Source organism: Nitrospira moscoviensis (assembly GCF_001273775.1).
Lineage (GTDB): Bacteria > Nitrospirota > Nitrospiria > Nitrospirales > Nitrospiraceae > Nitrospira_D > Nitrospira_D moscoviensis.
In genome coordinates this window covers 4461325-4474991 of record NZ_CP011801.1, presented here as the reverse complement: position 1 = coordinate 4474991, position 13667 = coordinate 4461325, and the positions used below count along the sequence as shown (strand labels likewise).

Below are 13667 nucleotides of genomic sequence, written 5' to 3'. Positions count from 1 at the left end.
CAAGTACTTCTATGGTTGCAGGGAATATTAGTTCGGTAACCCCCGTGCCTTTGCCATCCGGCACTGTGCTCTTTTCCACCGGTCTTAGTCTCTGCTTGTCTGCGTTCCGCAGGCTCAGGACATAGAGACGAAGGTCCAAGCGAAGGGGGTTGGCCACTCGTTCCTGGCGGAACTGGACCGAGCGGTTTGTGTCGCTGCTGGAGCCCTTTGAAGAAAACCGATGAGGAAAGTCTGCAAACGTATCCCCTGATGTTCGGTCAGCGTGGCAAGTTGCAGCTCTATAACGAAGTGCCTATACTTGTTCTATGAGTAATCCGATCCCTTTGGACGATTTGACCGCTGAAGAACGCATTGAGCTGATGGGGAAGCTGTGGGACAGCCTCGATCCCGCGCTTGCTGCTCCGATCACGGCCGATGTAGCAGCCGAATTGGACCGTCGCGAGCTGGAAGCGGACTCGGCGCCGGACTCAGGAGACGCCTGGTCAGTCATCAGAGACGACCTCCGAAAGAAGCTCAAGTAGGTGCGCCGGGTTCGAGTTCGAAAGATCGCCAGAACTGAAATCAGCGCCGCGTTCGATTGGTATCTCGAACGGTCTCCGGCCGCTGCCAGGCAGTTCCTCGACGCGGTCGATGAGGTGATCACCGCGATCGAGGATTCTCCGTTGCGCCATCCCATTATTAGAGGTCGTCTCCGCCGGGTGCTGGTGCGGCGCTTTCCCTACGCCGTTTATTACAAAGTGTACTCATCGACGATCAGCGTGATAGGGGTCATTCACGGACACCGGCATCCCGACACGTGGTTGGAGCGCGCTCAATAATCGAGATCACGCATACCTACTGCTCCAGATAGGCCCCCAGCGCGTACTGGCCGGTTTGTAAGATGGGCAGGATGTACCAATCGTCGTGGGGAAAGCGGGTGGTGAGGAAGAAGCCCCAGATGGAGAGCACCGCGCCGACGTATTGGGGATGGGGCATCAGGGAGAAGGGAAAGCCGTTGCACCAGGGGACCTGATAGCCGAGCTTGTTGCCGTAGAAGACGCCGATCTTGCCCAATTGCACGAACACGCCGACGTTGAGCGCTTGACCGACGGCGATCAAGGCGCCTCCGACCGCCATCCACGGTCCGTCCTCGCCGGGCGGAAGAATGTTGCCGCCGCCGTAGAGATAGCACCAGCCGAGGAACACCGCCAACTGCAGCGTCTTGAAGCACAGAAAGAAGTTCCGCAGCACGTCGACCGGCTCGCCGAAGACGGCGACGGCCGGTTTCGAGCAGAACCGGCGGAACGAGTCCGGGTGATACCAGACCCAGGCATACCAGAGCCGCTCGAGGCTCAGCACGCTGGCCGCCGTCAGCAGAGTCCAGACCGTCATCAATGTTTGTGCGTGGCCTGATCCAACGCGTACGGCGGCAGGAACGCCCGCCACCCGCTCGCGGTGCGGGGCAGGTAGGCTTTGATGTCCGTGAAAGGATCCGTGATCAGCTTCACGAACCAAATCATGGAAATCCGGAAGTCGTGCAGCCAAGCCAGATAGGCCACGCGGCCGAGCACCACCACCAGCGTCAAGCCCCACCACTGCTGGGCGATGGCCGGCCACTTCTCCATGAAGGTGGCGAGGGACCAGTTTTCGGCCGCCAGCATGTTGGCGAGCGGAATCAGACAGTAGGCCGAGACGATCATCGTCTTGTTCGGCGTATTGAAGCCGAGCAGCAGCTCTTCCTTGTCATGGCAGGGCGGCTCCACGATCGCATGGCCGAACTGCCGCACGAAGAGCGCGACGAGGCTCGCCGTGACGGCCGTCGTGAGATCGGTGAAGATCAGGACGTAGCAATAGATGAACACGCTGGAGCTCAGCAGGTGGAACAATTGATTCAGCGGATGACTGTGCGACGCCACGTGGTCGTCGTGTTTGCGCCGCATGACGTCGGCGTAAAACGTCTTGAGCGGTCTGGGCACTTGCACGAGGCTGCCGATCATCTCCCACATCAATCGTGACTTCATCGCCTTCCTCCGTTCCGGTTGGTCCAGCCCGTCGAGCCACCAGCCGTCCACCAGCATGCGGGAGGCTGCGGCGACCAGCTTCGCCTGCAGCGCGTCGTAGTGTGCCTGCGTGAACGCCATGTTGCTCAGGCAGCGGCCTGTGCCCACCCAGCTGAGGGTGACGCCTTCCGCCCGCAGGTAGTATTGCAGCAGCCAGTTGTACCGGCCCGGCTGCTGGAAGAGGATCGTCCAGACGGTCGCCAGATTGACCACGCGGACCGGCAAGGCGCGCGTCGCGCACGCGCGATTCACGTCCGCCGCCCATTCCGCGCAGCGCTGATTCGCCTCGTCGTAGCGCTGCTGGGCTTCCGGCCTGGTCACCCAGCGCAAGAATTCGTTCATCGCGCCCATGACATGCGGGTGGGCTGAGAAGGTGCCGATGACGTAGGCGAGCCGCATCGGATGGTCAGGGTCGAAGCGCCGCATCAACTCCTTCTTGCCGCAGCAGACGCCGATGGGCATGCCGCCGCCGACCGTCTTGCCGTAGACGACCACGTCGGCCTGCACGCCGAAATACTCCTGCGCGCCGCCCGGCGCGAGGCGGAAGCCCGAATAGACCTCGTCGAAGATCAGCGGGATGTCGCACTCGGCGCAGACCGCCCGCAACTGCCGCAGCCACTGCGCATAGGGCGCGTGCGCGTCCTGGGTCTTGCGCACGTCGCTGGTCAAGAGGATCGCATCGCTCGGCGGCGGCGAGTTGGGGTGGAAGGATTGAATCGGATTGACGACGACGCCGGCAATGTCATGTTTCATCCGGCGGATGGCGGCGAGAGAAGCGGGATGCACGTCCTTGAGTGTGAGGCAGTCGTTGATCTCCCGTTCGCTGCCCAGCCCCGGCTGCACGCCGTCCCACCAGCCGTGATAGGCGCCGGCGAAGCACACGATCAGTTTCCTGCGCGTGTTGAACCGCGCCAGCCGGACCGCGGCCATCACCGCTTCCGTGCCGCTCATGTGGAACGAGACTTCGTCCAGCTTCGAGATGGACCTCAGCATGGCGATGTTCTCGGCGACGAGGGGATGCAGCGGGCCCAGCACCGGCCCCAAGCCCTTGACCCGTTCCCAGCCGCGCTGCATCCATTCTTTGTACTGGTCGTACCCGGCGACGTTGACGCCGTAGGAGCCGGTGACGTCCAGCGACCAGTGGCCGTCGAGGTCGCGCAGCATCGGTCCGTCGGAGTCGGTGACCACGGAACAGAGGTTGAACTGCTCCCGCATGGCGCGCGCGAAGGGAAAGGGGACGCGGCCCGCGTCCGTAAACCGCAGATCGGAGAGGCCCTCCCGTATGGCGTTCCCCCAGGCGATGGATTGCGGATACGTCCCCTGAAAATGAGCCGCGAGGCGGGCGAGCGCCTGTTGCCGCCGCGTCACGGTCGCCTGGTCCGCGCCGTCGGCTCGGAAGAAATCCTCTCCCGTGTAGTCGTTCCGCTTGACCCATGTGGAAAGCATTCGAGAGACGGCGGGAGCCCACGATCTGGCCTTGAGCGTCAGGAGCGCCCGCATGAGCCGCCGTGCGTAGAGGAGCGCCGCCCCCGCCACGACGGACAACCCGATCACAATTCCGGCCTGCGCCCCTTCGAATCCGCAGGCTCGCGCGACGGTTGCCGCGTATTCGCTCCAACGCTGCACGATCTCGTCAAACATGAGACTCTCCTTTCACGGATCGGCGCGCCGCTCAGGCCGCGCGGTCATGCGACGACCAGATCGTCGTCCGGATACAGCGTCAATCGATCGCTCTTCACGAAGCGGGTGCGCTTGAGGCTCGCGACGGTGTCCGCCCACCGGATCAGTTCGAGACTGCCGTCGTGGTGCTCCACCAGGGCGCTGCAGCTTTCGACCCAATCGCCGCAGTTGCAGTAGATGACGTCGTTCAGCTTGGTGATCTCCGGGCGGTGGATATGGCCGCAGACGACGCCGTCGACCCCGAGCCGGGCCGTCTCATACGCCACGGCTGCTTCGAAGTTGCTGATGAACTGCACGGCGTTCTTCACTTTGTGTTTCAGGAAGCCCGCCAGCGACCAGTAGGGCAGATTGAACCGCCGCCGGACCCCATGCACCACATAATTGGCCTTGAGCAGCCAGTCGTAGAGCCGGGTCCCCAGCATGGCCATCGCGCGCGAGCACCGGACCACGCTGTCGAACTTGTCGCCGTGCGTGACGAGCAGGCGGCGGCCGTCGGCGTTGGTATGGATGGCCTCCTCGACGATATGGACGTTGCCGAACGTCATGTCGTGGAAGTCCCGCAGCAGTTCGTCGTGATTGCCCGGCACGTACACGACGTTGACGCCGTGCTTGGCCTTGCCGAGGATGGTCCGCACGACGTTGTTGTGCGATTGCGGCCAGAACATCCGCTTCTTCATTTCCCAGATGTCGATGATGTCGCCGACGAGGTAGAGATACTCGCATTCGACCGAGCGGAGAAAGCTCAGGAGATGGTCGGCGCTGCAGCCGCGGAAGCCCAAATGGACATCGGAAATCCACACCGTGCGGTACGAGAATAAGCGCGATCCGGCGGCTTTACTCAACCGGTCTACCCTCCGTGTTCGGTGCGACACGAGCCGACATCACGTGAGGAAGTGTAAGGCCGCACTGTTTCGGGCGGATAACGGACGGCCGACATCCGTGTGAACTTTGGATGAAAAGGGTGTGACAAGCGGGACAGATCCTTAATAAAGGACGTTCTACGGAAAGACGGACAAAAAGCGCCGCGTCGCGTGTCATCGAAGTTAAGATTGCGTTACAGGCGCGTTCCCTCATTGACCGTCGTCTAGCGCTGTTTCAAGATGCCATCCCATGGCAGCCGGCGCTCCATTGCGACAGCCCACGGCGTTGGTCCTCTTGCCCGGACTCGACGGCACCGATGTCTTCTTCCGCCCGCTGATTGCGGCGCTGCCGGACTGGATTGAGCCGCGGGTCGTCCATTTCCCGCCGGAAGGCGTGAACGACTATCCCGCGCTGCTCAGCCTCGTGAGAGCGGCGCTGGCCGACATCCCGTACTGCTATGTCTTGGGCTCCTCATTCGCCGGCCCGTTAGCGCTGATGGCCGCCTGCGCAGAGCCGGATAAAATCCGGGGTGTGGTCCTGTCCACGACATTTGTGACAGCCCCGCGACCGACGTATACGCGTCTCAAGTTCGCCGCCGTCACCCCGGCGATATGGATGCTGCGAGCCTGCCGGCGGATTCCTGTCTGGCTCTCTCATGGTCCTGTCGATCAATTCAGGCTCGACAAGGCGGAAACGTGGAAGCGGGTGAGCGCCCGTATGGTCGCGGCACGCATCCGCACGTTGCTGGAGGTCGATGCGCGGGACCTGCTTCGCCGGTGTCCTCAGCCGGTGCTGTGCCTCGCCGGCACGAACGACGGGGTCGTGCCGGGGCGGAACGTGGACGAAATGAAACGGGTGCGGCCGTCGGTGGAGGTGCGGATGATCGAGGGCTGCCACTTCGCGCTCTACAAAAACGCCGGCCCGGCGGGAGCCATCATCCGCCGATTTGTGGCTGACGTGGAAGCACGACACCGGCAGTCAGCCGGGCGGCATGCCGGTGTGCATCGGTTGGTCAGCGGGTGACGACCAGATGGCCCCGGCGGTTTTGCTGGTGACAGGTTTCCGTGTGCCCGCTACAGAAAGGCCGCTCCTCGCCGTAGGACAAGACCGTCAACTGCTCTTCCGGTACCCCCAGCTCCAGCAGATAGTGTTGGACCGCCAAAGCCCGCTTCTCGCCCAGAACGAAATTGTAGGCCGAACTCCCGCGCTCGTCGCAGTGCCCTTCGATGCGGAGTTTGGCGTTACCGTGTCTCAGCAGCCACTTGGCATCGGCCGAGAGCATGAGCATGCCTTCATCATCCAGGAGCGAGCTGTCGTAGGCGAAGAAGACGTCATGGAGATCGGCTGAACGCACCTGTTCTTCCAGTTCGTGAGTCTCCTGCATCCGGCGTGCGGCGAGCTTCGGATCGACTTCCGCGAGCAGCGCGTCGGGCTCGATCCGCTCAATGCCGCGAAGCGGCACGTCGCTCATCGTGGCGCCGGATATCACGGGCCAATCGTCTCCATCCGCACGGAGCGCCTGCTGTGAGCAGGCCGCGCTCCATACCAAAAGATGGCCGACGGCGAGCAGGTAGATGAGGCGCGAAGCCATGTGATGCAGACCTCCGTGGTGACCGTGGACACCTGTATGGCGATCCATGCTTACAGCATCCTCAAGCTGATGTTAACTTTCGCCAAACATTCGTGAAACACGGCGGCGCTATGCTCCGGCTGTCAGTGTCGAGGAGATCATGGCGACCATTCTGATCGTGGACGACGAGCCCGCCATTCGCGTGCTCATGCAACTCGTCCTCCAAGAAGAGGGCTACAGAGTACGGGAAACGGGAACAATGGGCGACGCCGCTGCATATCTTACCAACGAGCCGATCGACCTCATGATCCTCGATATCCTGATGCCCGAGTGCAACGGCCTCGAGCGTATCCCGGACCTCCGCCGGCGGTATCCCAAGACGCGTATCATGGCCATGTCCGGAGGCGGCTCGTTCGCCGGCGGATCGAAGTTTCTCGATGTCGCCAAGCACGTGGGCGCGCACGGCGCTCTGCAAAAACCGTTCGAGGTCGGGACGCTGCTGCAAGCGGTGAAGCAGGCGCTCGACGAAACGGTGGGGGCGTAACGTTCGAGCGCCATGAAGGTGTGGGTCGCTATCGCGCTGTTCACCGCCACGCTCCTCGGCGCCGGCTCGGTCTACGACGCCGTCGCCCAACGCAACGAGATGCCGGCCGGCTATCCGCAGTCGCTCGAAAGCGACCTGCAAGCCCTGTTGATTCGGGTGCGGGAAGGCGTGCCGTCTCCCGCTCTCTTGGTCCGGCTGGCGGAGGCCTATTTCGATCTCGCGGATGACTGGCTCACGGACGCCGCGAAACGGCTGGAGGCCTATGAGGCAGGGGCCCAGGCGGCGAAGCGGGCCTTTGAGATGGACGAGTCGAGCGCGGACGCGCATTTCTTCCACGCGATCAACATCGGCAGCGCCGCGCGGCTCAAAGGCGTCACGAACGCCGCGCTGGTCGTCCAAGAGATGAAAACCTGCGCCCTGCGAGCCATCGAGCTGAATCCGAAACACGCCCAGGTGCTCCAGTTTATGGGCGGCATGCTGATTGAGCTGCCGTGGTTTCTCGGCGGCGACGACAAGAAAGCGCAAGAGTATTTGGAGCGCGCGATCGCGGCCGACGGCAACTACACCAAGGCGCGCCTGCTCCTGGCTCAGCTGTATCGGAAACAAGGCCGGATCGACGAAGCGAGACGCCAGCTCGAGGCCGTGATCCACGCCGAGCGCCCGCACTACGCCTATACGTGGGAACGGGAGTACAAGCCGCAAGCCGAGCGGATGTTGAGGGAAATCGCCGATTCGAAGGGCGCTGAAGCGACCGGCCGTTAAGCCTTCTGTAACACAATCTTAACTGGCCCCACCTCGCTTCCCTCAATATCATGCTCGCCGCATCATGACAATCCTGTAGGAGAAAGGACGAGCTATGTGGTGGCGGACTGGTGTCTGTATCGCGGTATTCTGTCTGCGCGTTGTTCCGACTCATGCCGCAGTGATCGAGCCGGTCCAGATCCTGAGTATTCAAGCCGGCAGCCCGGCCTCGCCCGACAGACTGCCTTTGCTGAGCCCGCTCGATGCGGGCTCGGGGATCGTGATCGTTCGCGACGGCTCCTCGAACCTCTCGCTTGGCGGGATGCGGGATGCGTTCGGCAACTTCAGCCTGTCGAGCAGCACCGACCGGCCCATCATCGCGCCGGAAACCGGAATCGAAGCCGGCACGATCACACTCCGTTCAAGCACGGTGAACCTGACGGGCGGAACGATTTCCGGCCTAACGTCTTCGTCTCTCGCCGGCACTATCTCCGGCTCATCCCTGACCTTGGAAAGTACCGCCGTGGCCCCCGTGCCCTTGCCGGCGGCGCTCACGTTGTTTTCGACGGGTCTGAGCATCCTTGTGGTGGCCTTACGGCGCGCCCAACGTCATGATCCCTAGGAGGGTGTGATGCCACAGATCAAGATCGTTCTCCTCACGGTCGTGCCACTCCTATTCGCATTCAGCCAGAACGTATTCGCATGGCAGTTCACCTATACGCCGATCGATGCGCCGGGCGCCATGGTCACCGCCCTGGCTGGAATCAACAATGCTGGCCAGATGGTGGGCGGATCAGCATCGCCCGGTCAGGCCTTTGTGGCATCGGGCGGAACCTTTACGCCACTGGCTTATCCGGGTGCCGCGAGTACTGGCGTCCTCGACATCAATAACCACGGTCACGTCGTCGGCACGTACTATTATTATGATGGGAGCAATCCGGCTCAGGGCTTTCGATACGACGGCACGAGCTGATTTATATACGGCGAAAGGGCGGGGTGTGACATGAGCAAGGCATCTCCGGCGGGAAGATCGTCGCTAGCCCTGTTAGTGCTTGGGGCGTTTCTTGGTCCTCTTACGCTCGGTGCCTCGTACGCGACTCCGATAGAATTGACCGGTCCCATTGAAATCCATGTAACCACCAATCAAAGCCTGCTGAGCGTATCCCGCCGCAGTGCCCCTGCCTGGAGCCGCTTTGCTCTTTGCCCCAGGTCTCTTAGCAGTAGGCTGTGCGATCCGCCGAGCCCATATGCCAGTTCTCGTCATCATGCTGCTCGCTCTTCACTGCATGTGAGTACGACCGGCTTGCTCGTGTGAATGATGCTCACACCGCACATGGCTCAAAGAGCCTTCGATTGCTGGCCGGAAGATTTAACGCCGAAGCAACACACACGTAATGCCGGGTTGCGGTGTGATCGAGTAGGCTGCAGGAAGTGGCAACCTGTGAGGTCATCGCGATGAGTGCTTACAAGGATCCGGAACTCGAGTACCGGCGCACGCTCCTGAAAGCGGCTGCCGTGGGTGACGAGGAAGCACGGCGGACGCTCTGGACGGAATACCGCGTTCGCCTGAGGACCGCCGAGACTAGGCCGAACCAAGAAGCAGAGAACGGTGAGTCTTCTTGATATTCACGACACGTTTGTTCGGTCTGATCATACGGAGTTACCGATCTTCAGGACGAGTCTGTAAGGGGGGCAGTTCTTGAAGTCGATCCTGATCCGCGTGGTCGTCTTATTTCAGGCCATCTCGCTTCTGAATCCGGCGGGCATGGTGGCCGAGGACGTGGTCGGGCATGCCGAGCGGATGTTGAAACAGGCCGCTCAAGAAAGCCGTCACTGGCATAGCCGGCAGGACTCCATTCAGCGAGATCTCCACGACATCGTGTTTTTTCTCGATCAATCTGTGAATGCGGCGGAGAAGTCTGACCATGAGGCGCGAAGGGAGTATGCCGGTGAGGCTCTCGTCCTACTCCAGCGCGGGATGACGGCGGGGTACTTCGATGAAACTAAGGCCCAGCCGGTGGTCTCGTTCATTCGACGGCTTTTAGAGGGTTGAGCAGAACACGAGGGGCCGGCGATTGCTCTCACCGATAGCGAGTCGAACTGGACAGCGGCGTTCACGAGCCGTATGCCTCTCGCGGAGAACTTGCCGAAACGTCCTTTCTCTCTCACCACTTCTTAACCGGTCCGTTACGCATTATTGAGCCCGTTCAGAGTCGCCCGTAACCGCTCCTTGCAAAACTACCGCGCACGGGATGTGGGCGAGACAGGCTAGGAAGGAGGACTGCAGTCTCCTCCGCGCGGTCTCATGATTCCTCCGCAATCCCGAACGCAGGCTCCGGCATCGCGTATCTGTGCCCGTTGCCGTGACGCAGCGCGCGTCCACAAGCAAGATGTATTTGTTCACCTTCATCCAAGGGAGATTCGTATGTCGCTGATCGATGATGACAAGAATGAGTGCAACCAGTCAGGGAACGAACATTTTCAAGAGGTCCTCGACGCCCGCCTATCGCGGAGAAATCTGCTTACCGGGGGACTGGCGGCTGCTGCGGCCCTCTCACTCGGCGGTGTCGAGGCGCTGTTGAGAGCGGTTCCTGCGTCGGCGGAGGAGGATACGGAGAGCCGGGGCGAGCGACCGGTGCTCGGGTTCGAGAGCGTGCCTGTATCGACGGCCGACGAGGTCGTGGTGCCGAAAGGCTACACGGCTGAGGTGTTGATCGCCTGGGGCGATCCGGTTTCCAACGGGCCGGTGTTCAAGCAGGACGCGAGCAATACGGCCGCCGAACAGGCGCAGCAATGGGGCATGCATAACGACGGGCTGGTCTATTTTCCCTTCGTCGGGTCGCAACGCGGCCTGCTCGTGCAGAACAATGAGTACACCGACGACGGACTCCTGTTCCCTGACGGCGTGGCGAATTGGAATCAAGAAAAGACCAACAAGTCGCTCAACGCGCACGGCGTGTCGATCATCGAGGTGACCAAGCGAACCGGCTTTCCCTGGGACCGGCGGCGCCGCCGCGGGCAGTGGGATGTCGTTCGGCCGTCTCCGTTTGCCCGGCGGATCACCGGCATGACCCCCATCGAAATCGGCGGGCCGGCGGCCGGCGACCCTCGCTTGGTCACCAGCGAGGACCCCACCGGCCGGCGGGTTTTGGGTACGTTGAACAACTGCGCGATGGGTTTCACGCCCTGGGGCACATACCTGGCCTGCGAAGAGAATTTCAACGGCTACTTCCGCAAGAACGGTCCCCAGACGTTGCTCGAACGCCGCTATGGCATCACGGCCGCCGGGTTCGGGTATCTGTGGCACACGACGGACAAGCGATTCCGAGCGGACGAGGAGCCGAATGAACCGAATCGCTTCGGCTGGGTGGTCGAGATCGATCCGTTCAGACCTCAATCCACGCCGGTGAAGCGCACGGCCCTCGGGCGCATGAAACATGAAGGCGCATGGGTGCAGGAAGCGCGAAACGGTCGTATCGTCGTCTATATGGGAGACGACGAGCGCAACGAGTACATCTATCGCTACGTCTCGAACCTGCCATGGCGCGTGGCTCGCGCGCAGGGCATCAATCCGCTGGACGACGGGATTCTCTACGTCGCCAAGTTCCATGCGGACGGGACGGGGGAATGGCTGCCGCTGACCCCGGACAATCCCCGGCTGGCGGGGTGGTCGCTCAACGACATCCTGATCAACACGCGCGGCGCGGCCGACGCGGCCGGCGCCACCATGATGGATCGGCCTGAATGGATCGATACCTTCCCGCGCGCCCTCACCGCGATCGCCACGCTCACCAACAACAGCCGGCGCGGCTCGAGCCCGCCGTCGGTCAACAATCCGGACGGCAGCACGGCGGCCGGCTCCGCCCGACCGCCGGTGGACGCCGCGAATCCGCGCGCGATCAACAACTACGGGCACCTGATTCGCTGGTTCTATCGGCACGATTGGACCGAGCCGACGTTCGGCTGGGATGTCTTCGCCCTGTGCGGCGATCCGGCCAATCCGGCGCACGGCTCGACGATCGTGGGCGACAAGTACGGCTCGCCGGACGGGATCTATGTCGATCCCAGCGGCCGGCTCTGGGTGCAAACCGATGTGTCGACTTCGACGATCAATGCCGGCGCCTATGCCGGTTTCGGGAACAACGTGATGGTGGCTGTCGACCCGCATACCAGGGAGACGCGGCGGTTCCTGGTCGGGCCGAAGCAGTGCGAGGTCACCGGCGTCATGATGACGCCGGATGAGCGGACCATGTTCGTCGGGATTCAACATCCGGGCGAGCGGCCGGATGACCTGCCCGGCGATCCCGCGAACCCGAAGCAGTTCAGCGCATGGCCCGACGGTCCGGCCGGCGGACGGCCCCGCTCGGCCTGCATTGTGATCACAAAAGACGACGGAGGAAAAATCGGTAGCTGACGGATCCCGATGAACGGACCCAAGTTCTGTCTTCGCGTGCGGTCACAGTGACGCGGGCGCCTGACATCCGGCGCCCGCGCCCTCGTCGCGATAGGTGCTCGAAGCAGCGGCCGGGAAGTGCCGGACGACGATGCCGAAAAGAGCAATTCCGTTCACGGCGTGACCACGAGATGCCCGCGGCGATTGTCCCCATAACATGACTCGGTGGGCGCGTGGCAGAGCGGCCGGGCTTCGCCGTACGACATGACCGTCAGGCGCTCTGCTGCGACACCGAGGTCCGGCGTTCTCGCGGCGCAGGCGATGGCATCACGCCTCCCAAGCGGTCCTGCCGCGCTTCTTGACCTTCTTCCAGACGCCGGCCAGGCGCGCGCGAGCGCGCTGTTGCCGCGCGTACTGGCGCTCGATCAATCGGCCGAGCACCAATGACGTCAGAGGATCCGACGTCTCGCCCGCGCATTTGCGCAGCCGCGCCTCCGCCACCGCGGCGTCCTGATGCTCGCCGAGAAGATCCTGGAAAGCTTTCACCTGCTCCATGAACCGCGACACCGGTTTGCCCCCCGCCGGTTCGGCGAGTTCGGCGGCATAGCGGGCCCGTTTGCCCAGAATCCGGAGCCGGTGCAGCCACGCGGGAGCGGGATCGGCGGGACAGTCCTGCATCGCCCGCTTCAGCTTCTTGTAGTCGCTCCGGGCCAGATTCACCAAGGACACTTCGACGCTCTTGATCTCCGGCGCTTCCGCCGCGGCTTCCAGCCGTTCCAGCAGCCGCAGATAGCGCTCCTGTTCCAGCGTCCGTACCACCACGGTCTGCGCCTCACTCCGCTCCCGTTCGAGCGCCGCGCGCAGCGGCGCGAGCGTGTTCTGCTCGGCCGGCGAGAGATTCTCAGTCTCCTGGAGCAGGTGCGAGAGAAACACGTCCAGGTCGCGCGCGGGACCCAGCGCGTCCCCGAGCCAGGCCAACTCACCGCGCAGGGCTTCAGCCCATTCCAACGACAGCATGGGCCGTGCCGCTCGGAAGATGGCCCGCAGCTTTCTGGTCGCCACCCGCAACTGATGGAGATCCTCGGGGTCGGTGCCGAGCCTCGTGCCGGGATCGTGGATGAGCAGGTGGTGTTCATGGCGCCGCAGCACGGCCTTCAGATGTTCAGCGGGTCCCGCGTCCGGATCGGGCATCGTGGAGAACGACGGAAGCGGCAGGCCGAGGACGCGAAAGACCTTCGGCATGCAGGGGCTCGGCTCGGCCCCGGCCTCTTCAAGGCGCCGTGTCAGTTCGTCGAGCACCGGGTCCTCTATGCCCCGGTGTTCCAGTTCGACTTCGGAGAAGCGCTCGACCACCTTCCGGCCACGCAGAACCGCCACTGCATCCAACAGCACGTTGGCTTGTCCCTCGTGCTGCCGTACCCGTACGCCGATGCGGCTTGTGCGAAGCGTCGCCACCGGCCGGATGCGCTGCCCGCGTTGGTACGCCAAGAGCAATCGGACGAGGTCGCGGGGCATCCGTCGGCCGGCTCCGCGAAACTCCAACTCCCTCCGTCCTTCCGTGCGCGGGATCTTCAGTTGCCAGCGGCCCCGTCGCGCTTCGCTGCGGTAGCGAAGCGTCAGGCCATGAACCGCGAGCCTGCGCGAGTCCGTATCATAGTACGTGGAGGTGAAGCGGCGTGGAGGCAGTCCCTGCCCCTCAATGGGCGGGAGGGCCCATCCCATCTCCACATGAAACTTCTTCTCTGTTTCCAAGTCGCCGGTCGCCATATAAGACTCGCGCAGGGTGGAGTGTGTGAAGGCTAAGAAGCCGGCCGGTTTTTGTCAATCGCCGCTCGGACA

At 62.9% G+C, this 13667-nt stretch carries 14 protein-coding genes; 9 read left to right on the top strand and 5 right to left on the bottom strand.

Going from position 1 to position 13667, the window contains the following annotated elements; genetic code table 11:
• Positions 1-305 precede the first annotated feature (305 nt).
• Both NITMOv2_RS21765 and NITMOv2_RS21760 read left to right on the top strand, forming a co-directional pair.
• The gene (locus tag NITMOv2_RS21765; RefSeq protein ID WP_053381827.1) at positions 306-521 is read left to right on the top strand and encodes an addiction module protein; all 216 of its coding nucleotides are present in this window, start codon (positions 306-308) and stop codon (positions 519-521) included.
• On the top strand, positions 522-818 hold the full coding sequence (locus tag NITMOv2_RS21760) for a type II toxin-antitoxin system RelE/ParE family toxin (protein WP_053381826.1): 297 nt from the start codon (positions 522-524) through the stop codon (positions 816-818). It abuts the gene before it with no gap.
• A gap of 16 nt (positions 819-834) precedes the next feature.
• Here NITMOv2_RS21760 and NITMOv2_RS21755 read toward each other — a convergent pair whose 3' ends face one another.
• From NITMOv2_RS21755 to NITMOv2_RS21745, 3 genes are read right to left on the bottom strand one after another with little or no spacing between them, the layout of a single operon-like run.
• A complete protein-coding gene (locus NITMOv2_RS21755; protein ID WP_053381825.1) occupies positions 835-1371 on the bottom strand; it encodes a methyltransferase in 537 nt (178 codons plus the stop codon).
• Positions 1371-3680 (bottom strand): aminotransferase class III-fold pyridoxal phosphate-dependent enzyme, encoded by a 2310-nt coding sequence (locus NITMOv2_RS21750; protein WP_053381824.1) that lies wholly within the window; start codon positions 3678-3680, stop codon positions 1371-1373. The genes NITMOv2_RS21755 and NITMOv2_RS21750 overlap by 1 nt, the downstream gene beginning before the upstream one ends.
• Positions 3681-3724: 44 nt before the next feature.
• Positions 3725-4561: a UDP-2,3-diacylglucosamine diphosphatase gene (locus NITMOv2_RS21745; protein ID WP_053381823.1), complete on the bottom strand. Its 837-nt coding sequence runs from the start codon at positions 4559-4561 to the stop codon at positions 3725-3727.
• Positions 4562-4829: 268 nt separating this feature from the next.
• On the opposite strand from NITMOv2_RS21745, the gene NITMOv2_RS21740 reads away from it, so the two are divergent.
• Positions 4830-5603, top strand: coding sequence for an alpha/beta fold hydrolase (locus NITMOv2_RS21740; RefSeq protein ID WP_053381822.1), 774 nt, complete (start codon positions 4830-4832; stop codon positions 5601-5603).
• On the opposite strand, the gene NITMOv2_RS21735 is transcribed toward NITMOv2_RS21740, so the two are convergent.
• Positions 5593-6171 (bottom strand): OmpA family protein, encoded by a 579-nt coding sequence (locus NITMOv2_RS21735; RefSeq protein WP_053381821.1) that lies wholly within the window; start codon positions 6169-6171, stop codon positions 5593-5595. The two genes, NITMOv2_RS21740 and NITMOv2_RS21735, sit on opposite strands and share 11 nt — an antisense overlap.
• Before the next feature lie 139 nt (positions 6172-6310).
• Here NITMOv2_RS21735 and NITMOv2_RS21730 point away from each other — a divergent pair, with 139 nt between their 5' ends.
• The 6 genes from NITMOv2_RS21730 to NITMOv2_RS21705 all read left to right on the top strand — a co-directional run bounded on the left by NITMOv2_RS21730 (position 6311) and on the right by NITMOv2_RS21705 (position 11849).
• Positions 6311-6694, top strand: a complete 384-nt coding sequence (locus NITMOv2_RS21730; RefSeq protein ID WP_053381820.1) for a response regulator — start codon at positions 6311-6313, stop codon at positions 6692-6694.
• 12 nt (positions 6695-6706) lie between these two features.
• Positions 6707-7456 carry a tetratricopeptide repeat protein gene (locus tag NITMOv2_RS21725; RefSeq protein WP_053381819.1) on the top strand — a complete coding sequence of 250 codons (750 nt, stop codon included), beginning with the start codon at positions 6707-6709 and terminating at the stop codon, positions 7454-7456.
• Positions 7457-7550: 94 nt separating this feature from the next.
• A complete protein-coding gene (locus NITMOv2_RS21720) occupies positions 7551-8057 on the top strand; it encodes a hypothetical protein (RefSeq protein ID WP_053381818.1) in 507 nt (168 codons plus the stop codon).
• Between the two features lie 9 nt (positions 8058-8066).
• Complete coding sequence (locus NITMOv2_RS21715; RefSeq protein WP_053381817.1) at positions 8067-8408, top strand: hypothetical protein; 342 nt, start codon at positions 8067-8069, stop codon at positions 8406-8408.
• Positions 8409-9134: 726 nt separating this feature from the next.
• Positions 9135-9488, top strand: a complete 354-nt coding sequence (locus tag NITMOv2_RS21710) for a hypothetical protein (protein ID WP_053381816.1) — start codon at positions 9135-9137, stop codon at positions 9486-9488.
• Between the two features lie 372 nt (positions 9489-9860).
• Positions 9861-11849, top strand: a complete 1989-nt coding sequence (locus NITMOv2_RS21705) for a PhoX family protein (RefSeq protein ID WP_053381815.1) — start codon at positions 9861-9863, stop codon at positions 11847-11849.
• A 306-nt stretch (positions 11850-12155) separates the two neighbouring features.
• On the opposite strand, the gene NITMOv2_RS21700 is transcribed toward NITMOv2_RS21705, so the two are convergent.
• Entirely contained in the window at positions 12156-13595 is a 1440-nt protein-coding gene (locus tag NITMOv2_RS21700) for a CYTH and CHAD domain-containing protein (RefSeq protein WP_053381814.1), read from the bottom strand.
• Positions 13596-13667 lie beyond the last annotated feature (72 nt).